At 68.9% G+C, this 23,625-nt stretch carries 18 protein-coding genes; 10 read left to right on the top strand and 8 right to left on the bottom strand.

Annotation, left to right across the window (positions count from 1 at the left end):
* The 4 genes from ON30_RS33015 to ON30_RS33000 all read left to right on the top strand — a co-directional run.
* Window positions 1-253, top strand: a 253-nt coding sequence (locus ON30_RS33015; protein WP_040714083.1) for a tetratricopeptide repeat protein, incomplete at its 5' end; no start/stop codon positions are given.
* A 29-nt stretch (window positions 254-282) separates the two neighbouring features.
* Window positions 283-1,713 (top strand): aspartate ammonia-lyase, encoded by a 1,431-nt coding sequence (locus tag ON30_RS33010; RefSeq protein WP_040714082.1) that lies wholly within the window; start codon window positions 283-285, stop codon window positions 1,711-1,713.
* 98 nt (window positions 1,714-1,811) lie between these two features.
* A complete protein-coding gene (locus tag ON30_RS33005; protein ID WP_157184032.1) occupies window positions 1,812-2,132 on the top strand; it encodes a hypothetical protein in 321 nt (106 codons plus the stop codon).
* Window positions 2,133-2,376: 244 nt separating this feature from the next.
* Window positions 2,377-3,081 (top strand): DUF8020 domain-containing protein, encoded by a 705-nt coding sequence (locus ON30_RS33000; RefSeq protein ID WP_040714078.1) that lies wholly within the window; start codon window positions 2,377-2,379, stop codon window positions 3,079-3,081.
* A gap of 230 nt (window positions 3,082-3,311) precedes the next feature.
* Here ON30_RS33000 and ON30_RS32995 read toward each other — a convergent pair whose 3' ends face one another.
* The 5 genes from ON30_RS32995 to ppk2 form a co-directional block, all read right to left on the bottom strand.
* Complete coding sequence (locus ON30_RS32995; RefSeq protein WP_083911871.1) at window positions 3,312-4,514, bottom strand: glycoside hydrolase family 76 protein; 1,203 nt, start codon at window positions 4,512-4,514, stop codon at window positions 3,312-3,314.
* 120 nt (window positions 4,515-4,634) lie between these two features.
* Entirely contained in the window at window positions 4,635-5,915 is a 1,281-nt protein-coding gene (locus ON30_RS32990; protein ID WP_040714076.1) for a cation:proton antiporter, read from the bottom strand.
* 44 nt (window positions 5,916-5,959) lie between these two features.
* Window positions 5,960-6,208 (bottom strand): hypothetical protein, encoded by a 249-nt coding sequence (locus tag ON30_RS36760; protein WP_051030329.1) that lies wholly within the window; start codon window positions 6,206-6,208, stop codon window positions 5,960-5,962.
* A gap of 125 nt (window positions 6,209-6,333) precedes the next feature.
* On the bottom strand, window positions 6,334-9,120 hold the full coding sequence (locus ON30_RS32980; protein WP_040714072.1) for a cation-translocating P-type ATPase: 2,787 nt from the start codon (window positions 9,118-9,120) through the stop codon (window positions 6,334-6,336).
* Window positions 9,121-9,148: 28 nt separating this feature from the next.
* Window positions 9,149-10,003 (bottom strand): polyphosphate kinase 2, encoded by an 855-nt coding sequence (gene ppk2 / locus ON30_RS32975; RefSeq protein WP_040714070.1) that lies wholly within the window; start codon window positions 10,001-10,003, stop codon window positions 9,149-9,151.
* 191 nt (window positions 10,004-10,194) lie between these two features.
* On the opposite strand from ppk2, the gene ON30_RS32970 reads away from it, so the two are divergent.
* The 5 genes from ON30_RS32970 (at window position 10,195) to ON30_RS32950 (ending at window position 18,931) form a co-directional block, all read left to right on the top strand.
* Window positions 10,195-11,913, top strand: a complete 1,719-nt coding sequence (locus tag ON30_RS32970) for a SulP family inorganic anion transporter (RefSeq protein WP_051030328.1) — start codon at window positions 10,195-10,197, stop codon at window positions 11,911-11,913.
* On the top strand, window positions 11,910-13,265 hold the full coding sequence (locus ON30_RS32965; RefSeq protein WP_051030327.1) for a diacylglycerol/lipid kinase family protein: 1,356 nt from the start codon (window positions 11,910-11,912) through the stop codon (window positions 13,263-13,265). The genes ON30_RS32970 and ON30_RS32965 overlap by 4 nt, the downstream gene beginning before the upstream one ends.
* A gap of 246 nt (window positions 13,266-13,511) precedes the next feature.
* Window positions 13,512-15,863 (top strand): acetyl-CoA acetyltransferase, encoded by a 2,352-nt coding sequence (locus tag ON30_RS32960; RefSeq protein WP_040714068.1) that lies wholly within the window; start codon window positions 13,512-13,514, stop codon window positions 15,861-15,863.
* A 25-nt stretch (window positions 15,864-15,888) separates the two neighbouring features.
* Complete coding sequence (locus ON30_RS32955; RefSeq protein WP_040714065.1) at window positions 15,889-17,619, top strand: DUF3556 domain-containing protein; 1,731 nt, start codon at window positions 15,889-15,891, stop codon at window positions 17,617-17,619.
* Window positions 17,620-17,887: 268 nt separating this feature from the next.
* On the top strand, window positions 17,888-18,931 hold the full coding sequence (locus ON30_RS32950) for a YihY/virulence factor BrkB family protein (RefSeq protein ID WP_040714063.1): 1,044 nt from the start codon (window positions 17,888-17,890) through the stop codon (window positions 18,929-18,931).
* 33 nt (window positions 18,932-18,964) lie between these two features.
* On the opposite strand, the gene ON30_RS38270 is transcribed toward ON30_RS32950, so the two are convergent.
* From ON30_RS38270 to ON30_RS32940, 3 genes are all read right to left on the bottom strand, one after another.
* Entirely contained in the window at window positions 18,965-19,537 is a 573-nt protein-coding gene (locus ON30_RS38270; RefSeq protein ID WP_218006336.1) for an excalibur calcium-binding domain-containing protein, read from the bottom strand.
* Window positions 19,538-19,695: 158 nt separating this feature from the next.
* Window positions 19,696-20,550 (bottom strand): hypothetical protein, encoded by an 855-nt coding sequence (locus tag ON30_RS32945; protein ID WP_040714061.1) that lies wholly within the window; start codon window positions 20,548-20,550, stop codon window positions 19,696-19,698.
* A gap of 1,057 nt (window positions 20,551-21,607) precedes the next feature.
* A complete protein-coding gene (locus ON30_RS32940) occupies window positions 21,608-22,210 on the bottom strand; it encodes a TetR/AcrR family transcriptional regulator (protein WP_040714059.1) in 603 nt (200 codons plus the stop codon).
* Between the two features lie 244 nt (window positions 22,211-22,454).
* Here ON30_RS32940 and ON30_RS32935 point away from each other — a divergent pair, with 244 nt between their 5' ends.
* Entirely contained in the window at window positions 22,455-23,624 is a 1,170-nt protein-coding gene (locus ON30_RS32935) for a spirocyclase AveC family protein (RefSeq protein WP_040714057.1), read from the top strand.
* The last annotated feature ends 1 nt before the right edge of the window (window position 23,625 follow it).

The following is a 23,625-nucleotide window of genomic DNA, read 5'->3' as shown; positions in this document are numbered from 1 at the left end:
CGGACTGCCGCACGAACGACAGGTCCTGGAACTGCGGGCCGCCGTGCTGGACGGCGCCCTGCGCTGGTTCAGCGCGGGCGGTCGCCCGGAAACCCCGCGCGACACCGTCCTGGGCTGCGTGTGCACCGAGCGCGGGCTGCGCAAAGGACTCGAGTCGGCGCTGCGGGCGGTCGCGCAGGTGACACCCGACAGCCTGGACCGCTTCGCCCTGGTCGACCGGGCCAATGCCGTGCGCCCCCGGTCCTGGCTCTGACTTCCACGGCAGCACAAGGAGATATCGCAATGCCCGACCATTTACGCACCGAACGGGACTCCCTCGGCGAACTGGCCGTCCCCGCGCACGCCTACTACGGCGTGCACACCGCCCGCGCGATGACGAACTTCCGCGTCACCGACTCGCGGATGGGCGACTACCCGGCGCTGATCGGCGCCCTGGCCACGGTGAAACAAGCGGCGGCACAGGCCAATCGCGACCTGGGTCTGCTCACCCCGGCCCGCGCGTCCGCCATCGTCGCCGCCTGTGCCGAGATCCGCGCGGGCGGACTGCTCGACCAGTTCCCGATCGACCTGGTGCAGGGCGGGGCGGGCACCTCCTCGAACATGAACGCCAACGAAGTGATCGCCAATCGCGCCCTGGAGATCATGGGTTTCGAGCGCGGCGACCACAGCAGGCTCGACCCGCTGACCCACGTCAACCTGGGCCAGTCCACCAACGACGTCTACCCGACCGCTATCAAACTGTGCCTGGTCACGCATCTGCGCGCGCTGGTCGCGGCGCTGGATCGGCTCGCGCGCTCCTTCGACCGGAAATCGGCCGAATTCGCCGACATCATCAAGATGGGTCGCACCCAACTCCAGGACGCCGTGCCGATGACCCTCGGCCAGGAGTTCGCCACCTATCGGACGATGGCCCGCGAGGGCCGCGACCGTCTGCGCGACAGTGCCGCGCTGCTGCTGGAATGCAATATCGGCGGCACCGCGATCGGCACCGGGATCAACGGCCACCCCGACTATCCCGGCCTGGCCGTGCGCTATCTCGCCGAGATCTCCGGTGAACCGGTCACCTTGGCCGCCGATCCGATCGCGGCGACCCAGGACTGCGGCGCCTTCGTGCAGGTCTCGGGTGTGCTCAAACGGGTCGCCGTCGCGCTGTCCAAGATCTGCAACGATCTGCGCCTGCTGTCCTCGGGGCCGCTGGCCGGGCTGCACGAGATCGATCTGCCCGCGGTGCAGGCGGGTTCGTCGATCATGCCGGGCAAGGTGAACCCGGTGATCCCCGAACTGGTGAACCAGGTCGCCTTCGAGGTGATCGGCAACGACCTCACGGTCACGCTGGCGGCCGAGGGCGGACAACTCCAACTCAACGCGTTCGAGCCGGTGATCGTCTACAGCCTGCTGCGCTCGCTGACCCACCTGACCGCCGCCGTCGACACCCTCGCCACCGGCTGTGTCGAGGGGATCACCGCCAATCGCGCGCACCTCGAGGACGGCGTGCGCGGGTCGATCGGCATCGTCACCGCCTTGGTGCCCGCCATCGGGTACCGGGCCTGCGCGCGGGTCGCGAAACAGGCGCTGGCCACCGGACGGCCCGTCGCCGAGATCCTCGTCGGGGAGGGGATTCTGCGCACCGACCAGGTCGAGGAGTTGCTCTCGCCCCGTCGATTGGCGGGACTGCCGCCGACCGCCGATGTCGCGGTCGGTCGCGGCGCGTAACCCGACCGCATTCGTCTCTGCTCGAAGCCTGGAACACTCGAAAGGTTGGGCCATCCATGTGGGAATCGGCCAACGGAACCCGATTCGGCCGTAGCGACATGGGACGGCGCGTGGCCGCGCGGCCGTCCCCGCCGCGAACTCCGGTCGACGAGGCGTTGATCCGGACACGGGCCGAACGCGCCCAACTCGAACAAGGGCGGCTCTTCCACGCCCTGCTGCTCGAGGAAGCCGAGGAACTGCACGAAGAACTGCGCGTCCTGCACGAGGAACTGCGCGAGATCCATCGCAATCTGCACCGACTCCGCCGCCGGTTCCCGAGTCTGCCGCCCTTGCCCGCTCCCGCGGGTGTTCCGTCGGCGGGTGGCGCGACCGGGTCCGTCGGCCTGCCGCGCCCGTCGACCGGACAGGCCAGCGCCTGAACTTTCCTTGTTCGCAACGTTCGGCCGTGCGCTGACGGGGTCGCCGTCACGTGCGCAATTCCATTGTGCCGGAACGAAGATGGCCGATTCGTGAACACCTGAACGGCCGGTGAAATCTCCCGCGCGGGAGCGGGCGCGGCGACCTGTCCGCTCTTACGTTGAGCCCGGCCGGAAGTTCGTGGGCTTCCGAGCCGGCCCCCGCATCCCACGAACTCCGAAAAATGATGAAGGATAACGGAATACGATGAGAATCAGCACATTCGCCACTGCCCTCGCGCTGCTGAGCGCCACCACCGTCCTGTCCGCGGGCGTCGGCTCGGCGGCCCCCGCGCAGTCCCCGGTGAATTTCACCGCCTCGGCCACCGAGGACGGACGATCGGTCATCACCGTCGACAGCGGTTCGCTGGTGATGGAGAACGGCGCGTTCGCGGTCAAGGCGACCGACGGCACGCTCGTCGCCGCCACCCCGCTGACCTTCCGGGTCGACGAGTTCGAATTCCCGATCGCCGCCGAGATCTCCGGCCGCACCGCCACACTCACCCCCAGCTTCGACCCCGCCGCCGCCGTCTACCGTCCGGTCGCGCTGCCGTTCGAGGAGCAGGCTCCCTGGAAGAACCAGTACGACCGGGAGCAGGCCGCGTGGAGCAGGCTGACCTCCACGATCAGCGCGGGCGCCACCCTCGGTACCCTCGTCGGCGGTCTGGTCGGCGGCGGACTGGGCTGCGTCCTGGGCGGCATCGCGGGCACCACGGTCGCCTCGGCCACCATCATCGGGCTGTTCGGCCCGTTCATCCCGGCCGCGGCGGTCGGCTGTGTCGCGGGCGTTCTGGCCGTCGGCGCGATCGGCACGCTGGTCGGACAGATCGCGATCACCGCACCGATCGCGGTCGGCGCGGCGATCCAGTACTTCTCGACCATCAACGCGCCGTTCACCCCGCCCGCGAAGTGACGGTGACCGGAACGTGAACACCTGAACGGTCGATGAATCCGACCGTTTCGGACCGGGGGAATTCGCCCCGGTCCGGCAGGATCGGTCGCGCGGCCCGTCGACGCCCCGGGTTCCCCGTCGGTGAGTCGCGCACCTCGGGGCGAAACCGGCGTCAGCCCCGATCCGCGGCGGTTCCCGCCCCCTGCGCACGGCGGGGCGGGAACCGTTCGCTCCACTCGCCGCGGCGTGTTCTACAGTCCCGCCGCGGTGAGCCGGTAGTCGGCTTCCAGCACCATCCACCCGCTGAGCTGCACCGACAGGTGGCGGCTCAGCGTGACCGTCGGCGCGCCCGAGGAGCCGGTGAGTTGCAGGGCGGTCCCCTCGTAGTCCAGCACGGGGACCGGGCGCGACCAGTCCGCGCCGAACAGCGGCAGACCGTCGACCTCGGCGCGGTTGTCCCAGGCGGCTCGCGCGGAGGCGTGCACGATGTCGGCGGCGACGGTGTCACCGGTGGCGAGCGCGGTTTCGGCGAGGTAGCGGGTCAGGATGCCCATGAACAGTCCCGAGTCGTCGCCCGCGGCCCCGGCGATGACGCCGCCCGCGGTGAGTCGCCGCCGCGTGACGGCGACGAGTTCGGCCGCGCGGCGGTGGTGTTCGTCCGCGCCGGTGCGCACCGCCAGTTCGGTCTCCAGGCCGATCACCACACCCTGGCAGTAGGTGTGCACGGTGCGGTCGAGGCGTCCGTCCGGTTCGTGGACTCCGTCGAGGATCAGGCCGCTGTCGCGGTCGCGCAGACGGGCGTGCAGGAATTCGGCGAGTTGTTCGGCGCGCGCGAGTTCGCCGAGGCGGGCCAGCGCGATCCCGGTCGGTCCGACGGCGGGGGTGTTGTAGTAGTCGTCGCCCGAGCGCCACGGCACCGCGCCGACCGTCGGATTCCATCCTTCGAGCAGGGCGGCCCGCAGGTCGGGCAGGGCGTCGCCGAAGCGGACGTCGAGCAGTCGGTCGGCGCGTTCGAGGGCCAGGGCCAGCCAGGCCATGTCGTCGTAGTACCGGTTGGTCCACCCGGTGATGTTGCGGGTCCGGATGCCGCGCGCGACCGCGCCGATCCGTTCGATCCGTTCGGTGGTGCGCGCGCGGTGGGCGGCGTCGACGGCGCAGTCGAGCAGATGCGCCTGCCACCAGTAGCACCAGCGCCCGAACTGCTCCACCAGGGACGCGGGCCATTCCAGCGCGCCCAACTGTCGCTGCGGCAACCCCCACAGGGTCCGCACGTGCCGCTCCACCACGGCCTGTTCCGCCAGGTCGGCGCGTTTGCCGCACTCCGCCGGGCCCGCCGAGGCCCGCCGCGTGATCAGCCCGGTGTGCGTGGGCTGCGCCAGGGTGGTCAGCGCGATCGCGCCACCGGCGGCGAACAGCACCGCGCGCCGGCCGATCCCGCCGTTCCGGCGATCCATCCGTCTCGAACTCCTTCATCCGGGCAGCACACGAAAGCCGGGAACCGTACCGTCACCGTCGCCTGTCGGTATGGCCGCACTGTGAACTGCTCCGGTTGTCCGCGCGAACGTTCGGCGCGTTCAGGTCGCGCTCGGCTGCCGCGCCGCGCGTTCGGTTTCGAGGCGTCCCATCACCCACCCGGCGCCCGCACCGTGCACGAACACCGACACCACGATGGTGAATCCCGTGATCGCCCAGAGCAACTCGGCCTGCGGACCGAACTCCCCGTGCGTCAGACCGTAGGAGACGTAGTAGAGCGAGCCTATCCCGCGGACCCCGAAGAACGCGGTGACGGCCCGTTCCCTGCCGTCCATCTCCCGACACCCCGACAGCGACAGCCACGCCGCGGCGGGCCGGAACACGAAGACCAGCAGCACGCCGATCGCCACACCCTGCCAGGACAGCGCCCCCAGCAGTCCCGAGGTGAGCGCGGCGCCGAGCAGCAGCAACACGACCAAGGTCAGCACGTGTTCGAGTTGTTCGACGAGGCTGTGCATCTCCTCGTGGTAGTCGTTGTCGCGTTCGATGCGCCGGATCGCGATCGCGCACGCGAACACCGCGAGGAAGCCGTAGCCGCCGACGATCTCGGTCAGCCCGTAGACGGCGAACACCGCCGCCAGCGCCACGATCGGCTCGCCGCGTTCGGCGAGACGGGCGTGCCGGATGGGGAACCGGAAGAAGGCGCGGCCCAGCAGGTCACCGACGAGCCACCCGAGCAGCGCGCCGATCGCGACCTTGCCGAGCAACTCCCACGCGAGCCAGCCGTCGAGCCAACTCGTCACCGACCCCTTCGTCGACAGGAAGATCGCCAGGTAGACGAACGGGAAAGCCAGCGCGTCGTTGAGTCCGGCCTCGGAGGTGAGCGCGAAACGCACCTCGTCGTCCTCGTCGTCGGAACCCTCGCCCGGCGTCGGCCCCTCGACCTGCACGTCCGAGGCCAGCACCGGGTCCGTGGGGGCCAACACCGCGCCGATCAGCACCGCCGCGGCCGGGGGCAGTGCCGCCGCCCACCACCCGAACAGCGCCACCGCCGCGATGCCCAGCGGCATCGCGATCAGCAGCAGTCGCCACGTGGAAAGCCAGGTGCGCCAATGCAACGGCCGGTCGATCGCGAGTCCGACGCCCATCAGCGCCACGATCACGCACACCTCCGCGAGGTGCTCGATCACCTTCGGGTGGGTCAGCGGCGAGACCGCGCCGACGCTCGCCTCCCCGATCACCAGTCCCGCGATCGCCCCGACCCCCAACACCAGCATCGGCGCCGTGATCGCCCGATTCCTGAACAGGCGGGGGAGCGTCGCCGCCAGCAGCAACGCGATCCCGGCCGCCAAGTACACGCGCTCGATATCCAGTTCAGTCATCGTCCCGCCGCACCGCGGCTCACCGTTCGTCTAGATCCGGAAAATCAAGATCTACCCGGCGTTCGCGGGCCGAAACCGTCGAGGACCGGCGCGAAATGCTCGACCACCGGGAACGGTTCGTAGAAGTGGTGCAGCAGCGCCCGCCACCGCCCGTACTCGGCCGACCCCCGAAACCCTCGGTGTGATCCTCGGTGGGCGGCGGGGGTGAAGGTCTCCAGGTATTCCAGCGACGCGGCCAGCGAGAACGGTCCGGCGGGCGCGAGGCTGACGGTGCGTGCGGTCGTCTTCGGCATGGGTGCTCCTTCCTCCGATCGGAATCCGCGCTCACCCTATGTCAATACACTGACATATCCGGTGGGTGCTGTGTGACCGCCGGACGAAGCGGACGACCCCGCGAGTCGCGCGCGGAGGAACGGCCTCACCGCACCCGCGCCCGCGACGGGTCCACCGCCCGAGAAGTCGGGATGGGGGCGTTCGCGACCGCGTGCCGCGCGCGCCGCATCGCCTTCTCCGCTTCGATGACGATCGGCACCAGCAGCGACCACCCGAGACACGCCGACCACTGCGCCCCGGTCAAGGAGGTCGTCATGAGCAGATCCTGGAGGAACCCCAGTTCGACCGCGCAGACGGTGACGACCACCGGAATCGACAGGATCTTCAGCGCGCCCAGAATCGGTGCCGCGAAACCGGATTCGGGTTCGCGACGCAGGGCCAGCCCGCTCAGGACCGACCCGAGCGACAGCACCACGAACGCCATCGTCATCGGCACGTTGGCCACACTCGTGCTCATCTCGCCCGGCGCGAGCAGCATGGCCGCCAAGGTGACGGCGAATTGCAGCACGCCGTATCCGAGCCACTGGAGGAACGCGATCCGGTTGGCGATGGGTTCGGCCGGATCGCGCGGCGGTTGGCGCATCAGATTCGGCGCGGGCGGGTCCAGCATGATCACCGCCACCGGGAACAGGGTGATGAAGAAATGCTGGAACAGCACCATCAGCGGGGTGAGCGCGACGCCGTCGTTGATGTCGAAGATGCTCGCGACCAGGAACAGCAGGACCAGCGAGAACAGTTTCGACATCTGGTAGCGGATGTAGGTGACGATCTTGTCGTAGATGTCGCGGCCGAGTCGGATCGCGGTGATGAGCGTCCCGAAGTTGTCGTCGGTGAGCACCATCTTGCCCGCCTGTTTGGTGACCTCGCTGCCCGAACCCATCGCCACCCCGATATCGGCCTTCTTCAACGCGGCGGCGTCGTTGACGGCATCGCCGGTCATGGCGACCACCGCGCCCTGGCGTTGCATGAGGTCGGCCAGTCGAAGTTTGTCCTGCGGCGTCACCCGCCCGAAGACGTGCAGGTCCGGCAGGCGCGCGGTCAGTTCGGCGTCGGAGAGGGCGTGCAGTTCGGTCCCGCTGATCGCGCCGGGACCGAGGCCGAGTTCCGCGCCGATGGCCGAGGCGGTGACGGCGTGGTCGCCGGTGATCATCCTGACCTCGATGCCCGCCTCGTGGGCGGTGCGGACCGCCTCCACCGCTTCCGGGCGCAGGGGGTCGATGATGCCGACCATGCCGACGAAGGTCAGGTCCGCGACGAAGGACATCGGGTCCGCGCGCACCGCGTCGTCCTGTCCGTCCAGGACGCGGGCGGCGAAAGCCAGCACCCGCAGGCCCTTCTCCGTCATCGCGCGGATGGCCTCGGTGATGTCGTCGCCGACTTCGGCGATCGGCACGGCCCGCCGCCCCGGGAGGAAGGCCGTCGCGCAGCGCGCCAGCACGATGTCCGGCGCGCCCTTGACCACCTCGACCAGGTGGTCGGCGTCGTCGACGCGCAGGTGATGGAAGGTGGCCATGAACTTGTAGGCGGAGTCGAACGGCACCGCCGCGACGCGCGGATAGGCGCGACGGGTCAGCGGCGCGTCGACGCCGAGTTTTGCGGCCAGCACGACCAGCGCGGCCTCGGTGGGATCGCCGACGACCTCGCCGCCGTCGCTGACGGTGGCGTCGCTGTCCAGACACAGACCGTAGGCGAGCAGGGTGAAATCCGCCGGGGGAGCGCCTGCGGCGGCCGTGATCGCCCCCGTCTTGCGGTAGCCCTCGCCCTCGACGGTGTACCACTGTCCGTGGAAGTACAGCGACCGCACCGTCATCTGGTTCATGGTCAGGGTGCCGGTCTTGTCGGAGTTGATCGCGCTGGTCGCGCCGAGGGTTTCGACGTCGGTCAGGTTCTTCACCACCGCTTTCGCCTCCGCCAGGCGGCGCGCGCCGTAGGCCAGCATCGCCTGCACGAACGTGGGCAGACCGGTGGGGATCGCGGAGATGCCCATCGAGATGCCCAGCAGCAGCAAGGTCTGCCACTCCTCGCCGCGCAGGACGCCGATGACCACGATCACGCCCACCGCCGCCCAGGCGATCGCGCCCAGAACCTTTGTCAGCGAGTCGAGTTCGCGTTGCAGCGGCGATTTGCGCGGGGTGACCGCCGACAGCATCGAGGCGATGCGCCCCATCTGGGTGACCATGCCGGTCTCGGTGACCACCATCATCGCGGTGCCGCGCGTGACCGAGGTGTTCTGGAAGACCATGTCGGTGCGGTCGCCCAACCCGATGTCCGCACCGGCGAGCGTGGCGGGGTCCTTCGCGACGGGGGCGCTCTCGCCGGTGAGCGCGGCCTCCTGGGTCTCGAGCGTCGCCGACTCGAGCAACCGGCCGTCGGCGGGGACGACGTCGCCCGCCTCGAGGCGCACGATGTCGCCGGGAACCAGGTCGGTGGCATCGATCTGGCGCAGGGCGCCCTCGCGCACGACGCGGGCCTGCGGGGTCTGCATGCGGGCGAGCGCGTCCACGCTGGCCCGCGCCTTGATCTCCTGGCGCGTCCCCAGCACCACGTTGAGGGCCACCAGGAAGGCGACCACGATCGCGGTGGAGATCTCGCCGATGACGAGGCTGACCACCGCGACCGCGATCAGCATCAGATTCATCAGATCCTCGACCTGCCCCAGGGCGAGGGCGAAGGTCGCCGGGGCGGGTTCGGCGGCGATCGCGTTGGGGCCGTAGCGCTGTCGACGGTCACGGACCCGCGCCGCGCTCAGACCGTTCGCGGCGTCGGAGCCGAGCGCGGACACGACCGCGGCCGCGTCCCGGTCGAACCACCGTTCCGGCCGCGGACCGTTCGGGGCGGGCGCGTCGCCCTCGGGCGCGTGCGTGGAGGTCATGGCCGATGCCGTCCTTTCGAACGCCGACTCAGTACGGGGTCGGGATCCAGTGCAGCGGCTGGGTGGGATCGCGGTAGTCGCCGGGGGCCTGGCGGTCGGGCAGGCGCACCTCGCGGTGTTCGAGCGGACGGTAGGGGATCCGGTCGAGCAGGTGGCTGATGATGTTGAGCCGCCCGCGCTTCTTGTCGTCGTTGGAGGTGATGAACCACGGGGCCCACCCGGTGTCGGTGTAGTGGAACATCTCGTCGCGGGCGCTCGAATAGTCGTACCAGCGGCTGTAGGACTCGAGATCGAGGTCCGAGAGCTTCCACACCTTGCGCGGGTCGTCGATGCGGCTCTGCATCCGTAGCGTCTGCTGCTCCTCGCTGACCTCGAGCCAGTACTTGACCATGATCACCCCGGAATCGACGATGGCGCGTTCCACCGCCGGGATCAGTTCCAGGAAACGCTGGGCCTCCTCCTCGGTGCAGAACCCCATCACCCGCTCGACGCCCGCCCGGTTGTACCAACTGCGGTCGAACACGACGATCTCCCCGGCCGCGGGCAGATGCGGCAGATACCGCTGGATATACATCTGCGACTGTTCGCGTTCGGTCGGAGCGGGCAGCGCCACCACCCGGAACACCCGCGGGCTGACGCGCTCGGTGATCGCCTTGATCACCCCGCCCTTGCCCGCGGTGTCGCGTCCCTCGAACAGCACGCACACCCGCGCGCCGGTCGATTTCGCCCATTCCTGCACGGCGACGAGCTCACCCTGCAACGGCCGCAACAACCGCCGATACCGCTTGTTCTTCATCGGTTCGGCGGCCGCGGACCCGGCGGGATCGAGCAACTCGCCCGTGCGCGAACCGCGGTCGTCGTCTCGGTGCGATTTCTTGCCCACGCCGGTCCTCCGCGTCGGGTGCGGCCGTGTTCGGCCGCTCGGGTCCGCCGATCCTCACCCTCGCGACCGGGAATCGGCTTCACCTCATCCGGGTGAGGTTGCCGCGACCGACCCCTCCCACACTGGACGACGTGGTCCTGCCCGACATCGCGGCGATCCCCTTCCGGCGCGCGGCCCGGAGCTGACGAGCCGTGCGCGCGGCGTGGAGTCGACTGCCCGGCGTCGTGACAGTGCGCGCCTACCGACGACGGTGGCTGCGCGAGGACATCACCGCCGGTCTGGTCCTGACCGCCCTGCTCATCCCGGCAGGCATGGGTTACGCCGAGGCGGCGGGTCTGCCCGCCTACGCCGGCCTCTACGCCACCATCGCCCCCCTACTCGCCTACGCCCTGTGCGGGCCGTCGAAGATCCTGGTGCTGGGACCGGATTCCTCGCTCGCGCCGCTGGTGGCCGCCGCCGTGTTGCCGCTGGCCGTGGCCGACGACCCGGACTCCGCGCTCGCGCTGGCCGGTGTGCTCGCGCTGCTGGTCGGCGCGATCCTGTTGCTCGGCGGTTTCCTGAACCTCGGATTCGTCACCGAGTTGCTGTCCAAGCCGATCCGTCTCGGCTATCTCAACGCGATCGCGCTGGTCGTGCTCATCGGGCAATTGCCGAAACTGCTCGGCTTCTCCGTCGACGCGTCCGGCCTGCTCGGCGAGATCGCCGCGATCGGCCGGGCGCTCGCGGCCGGTGAGATCGTTCCCCTCGCCGCCGCGATCGGCCTGGGTTCCCTGCTGGTCATCGTGGGGTTGCGGTGGTGGCTGCCGATGATCCCCGGCGTGCTGGTCGCGGTCGTCGCGGCCACCGCGCTCGTGGCGGCGGCGGGCTGGTCCGACGCCATCGGCATGGTCGGCGCGCTGCCCAGCGGAGTGCCGCTGCCCTCCTTCGGCGGGGTGGACTGGGGCGAGGTCGGGCGACTGGTCGGCCCCGCCGCGGGCATCGCGCTGATCGCCTTCGCCGACACCGGAGTCCTGTCCCGCACCTTCGCCGCGCGCCGCGGCGAGAACGTCGACGGCAGCACCGAGATGAAAGCGATCGGCGTCGCCAACGTGGCGAGCGGACTGTTCGGCGGGTTCCCGATCTCGGCGAGCGGATCACGCACGCCCGTCGCCGAACAGAGCGGCGCGCACACGCAGGTGGCCGGTGTCGTCGGCGCGCTGGCCGTGCTGGTGTTCGTCCTGGTCGCCCCCGGCGTGACCGCCTACCTGCCGGACGCGGCGCTGGGCGCGGTCGTCATCGTCGCGGCCACCGCACTGGTCGACGTGCGCGGAGTCGTGCGCCTGTGGCGGATGAGCCGTGTCGAATTCGGACTCGCGGTCGCGGCGTTCCTCGGTGTCGCGCTGGTCGGTGTGCTGCAAGGGATCCTGGTCGCCATCGGCTTGTCGTTCGTGGCCGTGATCGCGCGGGCCTGGCAACCGCACCGCGCGGAACTGGTGCGCACCCCCGAACGCGCCGGATTCCACGACATCGAACGCCATCCCGACGGACAGCGGATTCCCGGTCTGGTGCTGGTGCGTTTCGACGCGCCGCTGTTCTTCGCCAACGGCGAGATCTTCGACTCCTACGTCCGTTCGGTGGTCGACCGCGCGCCCACGCCGACCGAATGGGTGGTCATCGCCGCCGAACCCATCACGGGATTGGACACCACCGCCGTCGACGAACTCGTCGACCTCGACACCTATCTGGAGGGCCGGGGCATCCGGTTGGCGTTCGCGGAGATGAAAGGCCCCATCAAGGACAGTCTGATCCGTTTCGGCCTCGGCGACCGTTTCGACGCGGGGCATTTCTTCCCCACCGTCGAAGCCGCGGTCGAGGCATTCGAGCACCGCCACGATGCCGCGCCGGAACACCGAGGAGACGAGAACCGATGACCGAGACACCCGACACCGACCGCCGACCCGTCTCCGCCGCACGGACCTGGTGGGCGCGCGCGGCGTTGCTGTGCGTCGTGGGCGCGGTGGCGATCCCGGTGGTCGCCGCGGGTCTGCGCGGCACGCTCGGCCTGCTGATCGTCGGCATCGGCGGCGTCGCGGTCACCGTCGCCGCCCTGTACTGGACGTTGGCCCATCACGGGCCGCGACGCTGGCTGGCCGTGTGCGCGGTCGTGATCGCGCCCCTCGCCGCCGCCGCGATGTTCATTCGCGCGAATCTGCTGTGGGTGGTGCTGATCTCGCTCGCCCTGGCACTGCTCGCGCTCGCCTGCGCGCGTCGGGCGGTCACCGAACCCGCCCTCGCGACACCGGCGGTCGAACATCCCGCCGCCCCGGCGAAGCGACCGTTCCTGATCATGAACCCGCACTCCGGCGGCGGCAAGGTCGAGAAGTTCGACCTGCGTCGCCGGGCCGAAGCGCTGGGCGCGGAGGTCTTCCTGCTCGAAGGGGCCGAGACCATCGATGTCGAGGCCGTCGCGCGCGAGGCGGTCGACCGCGGCGCGGACCTGCTCGGCGTGGCGGGCGGCGACGGCACCCAGGCGCTGGTGGCGGGCGTGGCCGCCGAACACGACCTGCCGTTCCTGGTGATCAGCGCGGGCACCCGCAACCACTTCGCCATGGACCTCGGACTGGACCGCGCCGACCCCGCCGCGTCGCTGTCGGCTCTCACCGACGGCGTCGAACTGCGCGTCGACCTCGCCTCGATCAACGGCCGACCCTTTGTCAACAACGCCTCCTTCGGCGTCTACGCCGAGATCGTGCGCGACCCCGCCTACCGCGACGACAAGACCGCCACCGTCCTGCGCCTGCTGCCCGACCTGCTCTCCGAACAGACCGGCGCCACCCTCACCGCGCGCATCGGCGACACCGAAATCCCTGGCCCGCAAGCGATCCTGGTGAGCAACAACCCCTACGGCACCGGCGACCTCGCCGGTCTCAGCCGCCGCGCGCGCCTGGACCTCGGCGTCCTCGGCGTCGTCACCGTGCAGGTCCCCAACGCCGCGGCGGCGGTCGGCCTGCTCCGCAGCACCCGCACCCGCGGCCTGACCCAGCACGCGGCGACCACCGTCACCATCGAGGCCGACACCCCGACCATCCCGGTCGGCGTCGACGGCGAATCACTGGAACTCGACACCCCGGTCCGCTGCGTCATCACGCCGGGCGCTCTCCGCGTCCGCGTGCCCAGGGAAAGGCCGGATGTCCGCCCCGCCCAACCACCGCTGACCTGGGCGCGGATCGCCGAACTCGCGGGGTTACGGCGTGGGCGCGCCACCGAGGCGTCGTTCGACTGAGCCGGAGCGCGAGACCTCCCCTGCTCGGCCGCCCCGACCCGCGTCCGTGATCGGTCGGCCACCTCCCCCCCCGTGATGAATCGAAACCCCGCTTGACGGCAGGATCTCCGTGCTACGGTCCAGGACAGATGTCCAAACAGGTATCTCGATGCCGGGTGCCGTCGAGCGTCGAATCACCCGCGCGTGCGGTTTCGGCGGTCGGTGCGCCGCGGCGGGGATCGTCGCGAGCGAAAGAGGCGCGCAGCAATGTCAGAGGATTCGGCCGGCCTATCCCCGCACACACCGGTGCTGGTGGGAGTCGGTCAGGCTTCCGAACGCCTCGGTGAGCCCGGCTACCGGGCGCTGTCGGCGGCCGACCTGGCGGCCGAGGCCGTGCGCGCCGCGTTCGCCGACAGCGGCGGCGACCTCGACGCCCTGGCCGCGATCGTCGACACCTTCGCGGCGGTCCGCGCCTTCGACGACTCCAGCCCCTACGCGTTCGCCGCGCTCGGCGCGCCCGACAACGTGCCCCGCGCGATCGCTTCCCGTCTCGGCATCGACCCGCGCCGAGCCGTCCTCGGACCGACCGGCGGCCAGAGCCCCCAGCAACTGCTCAACGAACTGAGCCGCGACATCGCCGCGGGACGTTGCGAAGCCGCGGTGATCGCGGGCGCGGAGACCATCTCGACCGTCCGTCACCTGGCGGGCCGCCCACGCGAGGAACGCCCCGATCTGACCGAGCGCCACCCCGGCGGACTCGAGGATCGCGGCTACGCGGTCAAGGGCCTGACCACCGCCTACGCGGCCCGACACAACCTGGTGGACCCGGTGGTGGTCTACTCCGCGATGGAGAACGCCCGGCGCGCGCGACTCGGCGTCTCCCGCGCCGACTACGCCACCACCATGGGCGCGCTGTTCGAGCCGTTCACCGCCGTCGCCGCCCGCAACCCGCACGCCGCCGCCCCCACCGAACGCTCCCGCGAGGAACTGGTCCGGGTCGACGACCGCAACCGCCTGGTCACCGACGTCTATCCACGGTTCCTCGTCGCCCGCGACCAGGTCAACCAGGCGGCGGCCCTGCTGCTCACCTCGCTCGGCGCCGCCCGGAGCCTGGGCATCCCCGCCGACCGGATGGTCTTCCTGCACGGCCACGCCGACCTCGCCGAACTGGGCCTGCTCGACCGCCCGGACCTGGATCGCAGCCCCGCCGCCGTCGCCGCCGTGCGCCACGGCCTCGACATGGCCGACATCGCCCTGTCCGACCTGACCACCCTCGACCTCTACAGTTGCTTCCCGATCGCCGTCCTCAACCTGTGCGACGGTCTCGAGTTGGCCCCGGACGACCCGCGCGGCCTCACCGTCACCGGCGGCCTGCCCTTCTTCGGCGGCCCCGGCAACAACTACAGCACCCACGCCATCGCCGAGACCGCGCGCCGCCTGCGCGCGCATCCGGGCAGTTTCGGGCTGGTCGCGGGCAACGGCGGTGTGCTGAGCAAACATTCGGTCGGCGTCTACTCCACCACGCCGAAAGCCTGGCGCGACAGCGACACCTCCGCACTCCAGGCGGAACTGGCCGCCGCGCCCACCGTTCCCGTCGCCCACCGCGCCGACGGGTGGGGCGTGATCGAGACCCACGTGGTCGAATTCGCGCGCGACGGCGCCGCCCGCGGCATCGTCATCGGCCGACTCGCCGACGGCCGCCGCTTCGTCGCGAATCCCGACGACGCCCTGACCACACTGCTGACCGAACACGACCAACCCATCGGGCAGCGCGTCTTCGTCCGCTCCACCGACGCGGGCAACCGCGCCACCCGCACCCGCCCCGCGAACGGCTCAGCGCCCGCCCTGCGCGCCGACTACGACAGCTTCCGGGTCACCGCGTCCGACCACATCCTCGAAGTGCTCATCGACCGCGCCGAGGCGGGAAACACCCTGCACGACAACGCCCGTCGCGAACTGGACGAGATCCTGGCTGCCTTCGACGCCGACGACGACCTCTGGGTGGCGATCCTCGCAGGCGCGGGCGAGCGGACCTTCTGCCTGGGAATGGATCTCGGCGACGTCCGCTCCCCGTTGCAGATTCTTTTCGCGCCGCGCGCGGGGGAGTGGGCGGGCGCGCCGATCCGGTCGCGCACCAAACCGATGATCGCCGCCGTGAACGGACCCGCCGAAGGCGCGGGCCTGGCCCTCGCGCTCACCTGCGATCTCGTCGTCGCCGACGACCGCGCCAGTTTCGCCGTCACCGAACCCGCGCTCGGACTCCCACCCCACGTCGACGTCCTCATCCACCTGCCCCGCCTGGCGGGCGTCGCGCTGGCCAACGACATGATCCTGTCCGGCAGGCGGATCGACCGCGCCGAAGCGCTCGCCGCCGGACTCGTCGCGCGGGAAGCGCCGCGCGGCAAGGCCCTCGACCTGGCCCGGCAGGTCGCCGCCGACATCGTCGCCCGCTCACCGATCGCCCTGCGCGCCGCCCTGGCCTTCCTCGACCCCGCCTCCGCCGCCGATCCGGAACAGCGCAACGCCGCCCTGGCGGACGAGATCATCGCCCGCCGCGACCCTTCCGAAGGCTTCGCCGCCCATCTCGCAGGCAGGCAACCGGATTGGCGCATCGAATGACCGTCGAGACACACTGAGGAACACGATGGGATTCTGGAACCGAGACGTACCCGTCCTCGATTTCGACGAGTGGAGCAAAGGCACCCGCGCGCAGAAACTCGTCCCGATGGCCCGCCACTGGGCCGAAGTCGGCTTCGGCACCCCGGTGGCACTGAACCTGTTCTACGTCGCGAAGATCGCGGTGTATGTGCTCGCGGCCTGGCTGATCGCCGTATCCACCTCGGGCATAGACGGATTCACCGCCGTCACCGACTGGTACGACGAACCGATCGTGTTCCAGAAGGTCGTCCTGTTCACGATGCTGTTCGAGGTCGTCGGCCTCGGCTGCGGCTTCGGCCCGCTCAACAACCGCTACTACCCGCCCATGGGTTCGATCCTGTATTGGTTGCGCCCCAAGACCATTCGCCTCCCACCGTGGCCGAACCGCGTGCCGCTCACCCGCGGCGACACCCGCACCCCCGTCGACGCCGCCCTCTACGCCGCCCTGCTCCTCGCCCTCGTGCTCGCGCTGGCCTCCGACGGCACCGGCCCGCGCCCCGGACTCGGCACCGAGGTCGGCGTCCTGCCGATGTGGCAGATCTGGACCGTGCTCGGCCTGCTGGCGGTGCTCGGCCTGCGCGACAAGGTCATCTTCCTGGCCGCCCGCGGCGAGGTCTACGCGGCGCTGACCGTGACATTCCTGTTCGCGGGCCACGGCGTCGACATGATCGTCGCCGCGAAACTGGTGTGCGTGGTGATCTGGGTGGGCGCGGCCACCTCCAAACTCACCAAACACTTCCCGTTCGTCATCTCCACGATGATGAGCAACAACCCGGTCATCCGCTCCCGCGCCGCCAAACGCAAATTCTTCGAGCACTTCCCCGACGACCTGCGCCCCGGCCGCCGCTCCCGCGTCATCGCCCACACCTCCACCCTCATCGAGGGCCTGGTACCGCTGGTCCTGCTGTTCACCCACGGCGGTTGGCCCACCGCGATCGCCGCCGCGGTGATGCTCTGCTTCCACTTCGCGATCCTGTCCGCCATCCCGATGGGCGTGCCGCTGGAATGGAACGTCTTCATGATGTTCGCCATCCTCGCCCTGTTCGTCGGCCATCCCGAAGCCGGCCTCACCGACCTCGAAACCCCCTGGCCGATAGTCCTGTTCGCGGCCTCCGCTGGAGTCGTCGTCCTGGGCAACCTCTACCCCCGCAAGGTCTCCTTCCTCGCCGGAATGCGCTACTACGCCGGCAACTGGGACACCTCCCTCTGGTGCCTGAAACCCTCCGCCAACGCCAAGATCGCCAACGGCATCGTCGCCGTCGCCACCATGCCCGCCGCCCAACTCGAAAAGTTCTACGGCAGCCCCCAAGCCGCCCAGATCCCCCTCTACCTCGGCTACGCGTTCCGCTCCTTCAACTCCCACGGCCGAGCCCTGTTCACCCTCGCCCACCGCGCCATGACCGGCCACGACGAAAACGACTACATCCTCACCGACGGCGAACGCATGGTCAGCACCGCCCTCGGCTGGAACTTCGGCGACGGCCACATGAGCAACGAACAACTCCTCACCGCCCTACAAAGCCGCTGCCACTTCGCCCCCGGCGAAGTCCGCGTAGTCATCCTCGACGCCCAACCCATCCACCACCAACGCCAGCACTACCGTTTGGTCGACGCCGCCACGGGCGAATTCGAATCCGGATATCTCGAGGTCGCCGACATGGTCACCCGACAACCTTGGGACGACACCGTTCCGGTCCATGTAGACGTCTCCCACTGACCGCGGCGCCGGCGTTCCGAAGCGTCGCGAGGGGGCGCGAGAGGGTGGGGTCATCTGGCGGACAACATCGAACGAACAGGTCGCACTCACGTCGGAGAGTCCCGACCATCCTGCTGATCAGTCCGATCGAGATCGACGCCGAGCTTGTACCCGACCACCGGGCATCGGCCTGGCTGTTTCGCTCCGTGAGGAACGGGCACCACTCGGTCAGCGCGCGAGTCGACATCGTCGCGTGTCGGTACGCGATGATTCCGGGAGGCGATTCGGCATGGCTACGCAGAGCGAGGGATCGCAGCGCCCCGAGGTGACCGATACCGGAGCCCGACCCGATCTCGATCCCGACGATCCCGGCAGCCCCGCCGACCTGTCACGGCCTTCGCTGATCGCGGTGGTCAAACGCGCCGCCCAGCAATTCCAGCGAGACAATCTGACCGACCTGGCCGCGGCGCTCACCTACTATTCGGTGCTGGCGATCGTGCCCGGGCTGATAGTTCTCGTCTCTCTGCTCGGCTTGGTCGGCCCGAACACGGCCGACGAATTGATGAACCAGGCCCAGCAACTCGCGCCGGGTTCGAGCGCAGATTTCGTGCACACGCTCATCACCCAGGCACAGGACAACAAACAGGGAGCGGGTCTCGGCGCGATTCTGGGTCTGGCGATCGCGTTGTGGTCGGCGTCCGGCTATGTCGCGGCTTTCATGCGTGCGTCCAACGTCGTATACGGCATCGGCGAGGGGCGTCCGATCTGGAAGACCGCGCCGATCCGCGTCGGCGTCACCGTCGTCGCGGTGGTTCTGCTGCTGGTCAGCACCGTCATCGTGATCGCCAGCGGTCCGGTCGCGCAGCAACTCGGTGACCTGCTCGGGCTCGGGAGCACTACGGTCACCGTCTGGAACATCGCGAAGTGGCCGGTGCTGTTCGTCCTGCTGTCGATTCTGCTCGCGATCCTTTTCTGGGCATCGCCGAACGCCAAACAGGGCGGCGTGAAATGGATCAGCCCCGGCGGCGTGATCGCGGTCCTGATCTGGGTGGTCATCTCGGTGGGATTCGCGATCTACATCGCGAATTTCTCCTCCTACGACAAGACCTATGGTTCCCTCGCCGGCGTGGTGATCTTCCTGGTCTGGCTGTGGTTGACCAATATCGCCCTGCTGCTGGGCGCGGAGATCAATGCCGAACTCGATCACGGCCGGGCAATCGCCCAGGGCCTGCCGGAGGACGTCCAACCTTTCGCCGAGCCCCGCGACATCCGCAAACTGGACGACTCCGAGAAGAAGGCCGCCGAAGCCGCCCGCGCCGCGCGGCGGGGATGACGCCGATCGCGGCGCACGGCGGTCGATCATCCGTTACTCACACGCGATGCCGTCACGGTCCCGATCCAGATGCGTCCCGTAACCCGGCTCACCACGCCGGATCGGTGCCGCGCCCGCTGACCGCACCGCCGCGCAGTTGGCGTAGTGGACTTCGGGCGCGCGCGTGGGTTCGGGCGCGGGCGGCGTTTGCGGAGCGGGGACGAACGGCACGAGATCGGGTACCCGTGTCGGTGTCGGCATCGGATCGGGAACTCGCGTCTGTGCAAGTACGGAGGTACGGGCGATCGTGGGAGTTGGCGGGGTGGGTATCGAACTCGGCGGCGCGGACGTGGTGGAGGTGGGTGCGACCGATGTCGAACTGGGCGTCGGCGAGGTCCGAGGTGCGACCGTCGTGTTGACGACAGGCTGGGTAACGGAGTCCTCGTCACTTTGTTCGGGTGCGACAACGCCGATCAGGATGAGCACGACGAACGAGGCGGCGAGCCATCCCGCGGCATGCTTGCGGTTTCGTAGCCGCGCCCACTCGACCCGCCCTCGGATCAGACCGATCAGGGCGATAACGACCATCGCAAGCAAAATGAAGAAGAGCAGTACCGCGAACGGCATGGAAGGCTCCCTGGAATTTCATGAGTTGTCGCGCACGCGTGTTTCCGATGGACGGACCCGCTCACTTGTCCTTCCTGTATCGGGCTGGAGCGCGATGTGTTTCATCTATGAAAGCAGGGCGGTCTGTTTTCTGAACTGCGCATACGCACGCGACGATTTCATGCCGATTCGTCGGGAGCGTAGTCGCCCTCGCGTAGTCGGCGGAGTCCGGCGTCCTCGCCGAGTTCGGCGCGTGCCGAGGGGGTGCGCAGGTAGTAGCGCAGCAAGTGGTAGACGAGGGTGGGATCGGTGGCGAGTTGCTTGTGGGTGATCTCGAAGGCGAGATGACCGATGTCGCCGAAGCGTTCGGCACCGGGTACGGCTTGCGGGTTGTCAACGAAAATGGCGATGGTGTTGACACGGGGGTTGGCGACGATGTTGCCGCGGCCTCGATGACTTGCGGCGCGGATATCGGTGATGTAGTCCCAATCGGTCACTGTGGGACCACCGCCGAAATCGGTGGTGATGCCGTCGGCCGAGAGATGGATTCCGGTGGCGGTGCCACGGCTCGACTGGAAACCGAGGTAGGCGAGGAAGATCGCGATGCCGCCGAGGATCGCCGCACCCGCGAAGAGCAGGAACCCGGTCTGTGGATTCGTGCCGGCCATCGCGACCAGCGCGAACACTCCCAGCCCGACGATGTACAAGCCGCCTACGAATGCCGCTACGGAGCCGAGAGCGGACTGGCGATACACCGGTAGCGACAGCGCGCGCCGGTCGTCGGTTGCCGTCGAGGTGGCGGCGACCGGCGCGGTGCGGGGCCACAGCAGCCATCCGTTGATCAGCAACGCCGCGCTGAGCGCTGCGAGCAGTGGCAGGACAACGATGTAGACCGCCACGGGTGGGCGCTCGTCGGCGAACAGGACCGCGCCTGTCCCCACGACCCACAGCAGCAGCGGAACGACCGCCGCGGCGAACGTCGCTATCGCGTATCGGTATCCGTGAAACGCGGCGCGACTCCACTCCGATGGCATCGCCAGGTCCGACGAACTCCGGTAGCTACCCACCCGGCACCCCCTTCACCGTCGGCATCTTAGCGCCGTCGCGATGAGCTGCACCGCGGCGACCATGGGCCGCTCGGACTCGGCCGGTGCGGAGACGATCAGGAGTCGCGTGCCACGGCGATCGAAACGGCTTCGGGAATGGTCGATTCGCAGAATCCGAGGTCGGCGAGCGTGGCGCTTTACGCCACGTCCGCCGAGACGTCGCCAGAAGTCGATCCTGCCGAGGGTTTCCTCGACGCCCCGCGCACGACCCGCTTGAGGCAGTTTGATGGTGGACATGTACATCTCTAGCGGCGGCCGGTAGAGGTCGACGTCGTTATGGTCACCCGCCGACCTCGGGACGACACCGACCCGGTCCACGTGAGTGGCTCCGATTGACCTCCGCGGGCGTTCCGGACTTCTCTTTCTGCGCCGAAAGCTTCTGAGTCAGAACAGGATATGAACCGGAGCATCGTATGCTGGCCCTTCTCGATGGGGTCGTTGGTGCGGCGGCATCTACATCGGGCATCGGGACACTGTGCATTTCAGAGCCTGACGCGGGCGCGAGGTACGGTTGCCGCATGCGTCTGTCGCCTGCCCGAGTGATGGTGCGGCGGGGCGGACGATCATCTGAACGATGGCCTCGGTTTGCCGGAGGCCGTCGGCTCGCCGGTCCGACTCGCTTCGGAACCTGTAGTGCGTGTGAAATCCCCGGTAGGTTCCGAACCGGCGACCTGGGAGAATGTAGTTGCGATGGCTGGCAGATTCCGCATTCTGTGATAGCTGAGTCGAATAATAGCTGGTCATCGAGCGCGCAGCGTCGGGCCGCGAGGTCCGACGAGAATCTCAACTTCGATGACCGCGTAGTCGTCCCCCAGCAACCGCTGCTGGCGCCAGATGGTCGCGTCCGGCGAGAGTCTCAACCACAGCGGATCGATGTAGGCGCAGGCAGATTCGTGGTCCAGCGCCGGACCGCCGCATCCGGCGAGAATCTCAAGGACAGCGACCCTCGTCCGAAGCCTCCTGTCGAACTCTGCGGGACGCCCCCTCAGGGCAGTTTGATGGTGGACATGTACATCTCCAGCGCCGGCCGGTAGAGGTCGACGTCGTCCAACCGTGTGCCGAGGACGATCGAGTCGGTGGTGGCGATCAGTAGTCGGGCGAAGTTCGCGGGCGGGATCAGCGCGGTCGCTCCGAGTCGTTCGAGTCCGCCCGAGATGAATTCGGTCAACGCTTCCACCACTTCCGCCCGCCGGGGCGCGACCCGTTCGCGGGCTTCGGGGTTGCGGAGCAGGTAGAGGGTGAATTCGTAGCCGAGTGCCGCGTGGTCGGCGCCGCGGTCGGCGCCGAGTTGGCGCCAGCGTTCGGCGACGCGGTCCAGGACGTCGGCGCCGACCTCGCTGACGGCGGCGAGGACGTCGGCGAAGGTGTCGAAGTAGCGCTTCCAGTACCAGTCGCTGACGGCTAGGAAGAGGTCTTCCTTGGTGGCGAAGTGTTTGTAGATGGCGCCTTTGGTGTAGCCGGCTTTGTTCGCGATGTCGTCGAGTGTGGCTGCGGTGAAGCCTTTTTCGGAGAAGACCTCTTCGGCGGCTTCCAGTAGGAGCGACCGGGTGTGCTCGAGGCGCCGCTGCACCGTCCATCGCTCAACCATGCTCCGAGTGTATCCGAGGATCTTCAAAACCTATTGGATGACGAGATACTCGGTGGTATCTTGAGTGGGCAGGCCCTCGAAACCCGGGGGAGCAGACGGCTTTTCGTTGATCACCATCGGCGGCGAGCGTGTCCCCACTCGTATGTCCTCTCCCCGTCGAATGCGTGCCGTCCCGGAATCCGATCCGGACGCGCCCGCCTCGGCCGACCCGACGCGTCGACCGACGACCCCTAAGGAGACAGTCGTGACCGAACTGTCCAGTAAGAAGGCGGCCACCGTCACCGAGCCGCTCGGCGCTGCCGCCGGCCTCGGAGCCCAGGTCAAATCGCCGAGTAGACCGGTGCTGATCTGGGCGATCATCGGTGGCGTGATCCTGGCGTTCCAGATGTACATCTGGATCCGCTGGGCGACCGGGCCGCATTTCGAGCGGGTGCCGACGGGGCCGAGCGACCCGCCGACCTGGATGAAGACGGTCCTGATCACCTGGACCTCGGTGATCCTGATCGGCTGGCCGATCGGCGTCTATTACTTCATCGTCCGGCCGTGGCGGCGCGAGCGGCGCATCACCACCGACGGCATGCTGCTGGTCGCGTGCGGTCTGCTGTTCTTCCAGGACCCGCTGCTGAACTATTTCAACACCTGGAGCACCTACAACAGTTGGATGCTGAACCGGGGTTCGTGGGTGGCCGAGATTCCCGGCTGGCGCTCCTACGCCGAACCCGGCGCGATGATGGCCGAACCGTTGCTGATGAACGCGGCCGGCTACTCCTACGGCGTGCTGCTGTGCACGATCCTGGGTTGCTGGATCATGCGGATGGCCAAGAAGAAGTGGCCCAACATCAGCAATGTCGGACTGATCGGCGTGCTGATCCTGTGGACGATCTTCTTCGATCTGGTCATCGAGGGCCTGTTCCTGATGCCGATGGGGCTGTTCACCTACCCGGGCGCGATCCAGTCGCTGTCGATCAACGCGGGCACCTACTACCAGTGGCCGATCTACGAAGGGCTGATGTGGGGCGGTGTGCAGGCGGGGTTGTGCGCGCTGCGCTACTTCACCGACGATCGCGGCCGCACCTTCGTCGAACGCGGCTCCGAGCACATCCGCGGCGGTTTCGTGAAGCAGCAGAGCATCCGCTTCCTGGCCATTTTCGCCGCGTGCAGCGCGTTCTTCTTCTGCTTCTACAACCTGCCCGCCCAGTGGTTCGCGATGAACGCCGACCCGTGGCCCGAGGACATCCAGAAGCGCTCCTACTTCAACATGGGCATCTGCGGGGAGGACACCGGGCGACTGTGCCCCGATCCCGCGTTGCCGCTGCCGGGTCCGAATACGGGCTACGTCACGCCGGACGGCAAGTTCGTGCTCCCCGAGGGCGTCGAACTGCCGAAGGTCGTGCCGCTCGAGCAAGGGAACTGAT

Source organism: Nocardia takedensis NBRC 100417 (genome assembly GCF_000308695.1).
Classification (GTDB): domain Bacteria; phylum Actinomycetota; class Actinomycetes; order Mycobacteriales; family Mycobacteriaceae; genus Nocardia; species Nocardia takedensis.
This window is presented reverse-complemented; position numbering and strand designations above follow the sequence as displayed.

Excerpts from the sequence above, each read along its gene's own strand:
- ON30_RS32995 (WP_083911871.1), bottom strand. The coding sequence starts at position 4,514 with ATGGATCGCCGGAACGGCGGGATCGGCCGGCGCGCGGTGCTGTTCGCC.
- ON30_RS36760 (WP_051030329.1), bottom strand. The coding sequence starts at position 6,208 with ATGCCGAAGACGACCGCACGCACCGTCAGCCTCGCGCCCGCCGGACCG.
- ON30_RS33005 (WP_157184032.1), top strand. The coding sequence starts at position 1,812 with ATGGGACGGCGCGTGGCCGCGCGGCCGTCCCCGCCGCGAACTCCGGTC.
- ON30_RS33010 (WP_040714082.1), top strand. The coding sequence starts at position 283 with ATGCCCGACCATTTACGCACCGAACGGGACTCCCTCGGCGAACTGGCC.
- ON30_RS32980 (WP_040714072.1), bottom strand. The coding sequence starts at position 9,120 with ATGACCTCCACGCACGCGCCCGAGGGCGACGCGCCCGCCCCGAACGGT.
- ON30_RS33000 (WP_040714078.1), top strand. The coding sequence starts at position 2,377 with ATGAGAATCAGCACATTCGCCACTGCCCTCGCGCTGCTGAGCGCCACC.
- ON30_RS32940 (WP_040714059.1), bottom strand. The coding sequence starts at position 22,210 with ATGGTTGAGCGATGGACGGTGCAGCGGCGCCTCGAGCACACCCGGTCG.
- ON30_RS32960 (WP_040714068.1), top strand. The coding sequence starts at position 13,512 with ATGTCAGAGGATTCGGCCGGCCTATCCCCGCACACACCGGTGCTGGTG.
- ON30_RS32950 (WP_040714063.1), top strand. The coding sequence starts at position 17,888 with ATGGCTACGCAGAGCGAGGGATCGCAGCGCCCCGAGGTGACCGATACC.
- ON30_RS38270 (WP_218006336.1), bottom strand. The coding sequence starts at position 19,537 with ATGCCGTTCGCGGTACTGCTCTTCTTCATTTTGCTTGCGATGGTCGTT.
- ON30_RS32945 (WP_040714061.1), bottom strand. The coding sequence starts at position 20,550 with ATGCCATCGGAGTGGAGTCGCGCCGCGTTTCACGGATACCGATACGCG.
- ON30_RS32990 (WP_040714076.1), bottom strand. The coding sequence starts at position 5,915 with ATGACTGAACTGGATATCGAGCGCGTGTACTTGGCGGCCGGGATCGCG.
- ON30_RS32955 (WP_040714065.1), top strand. The coding sequence starts at position 15,889 with ATGGGATTCTGGAACCGAGACGTACCCGTCCTCGATTTCGACGAGTGG.
- ON30_RS32965 (WP_051030327.1), top strand. The coding sequence starts at position 11,910 with ATGACCGAGACACCCGACACCGACCGCCGACCCGTCTCCGCCGCACGG.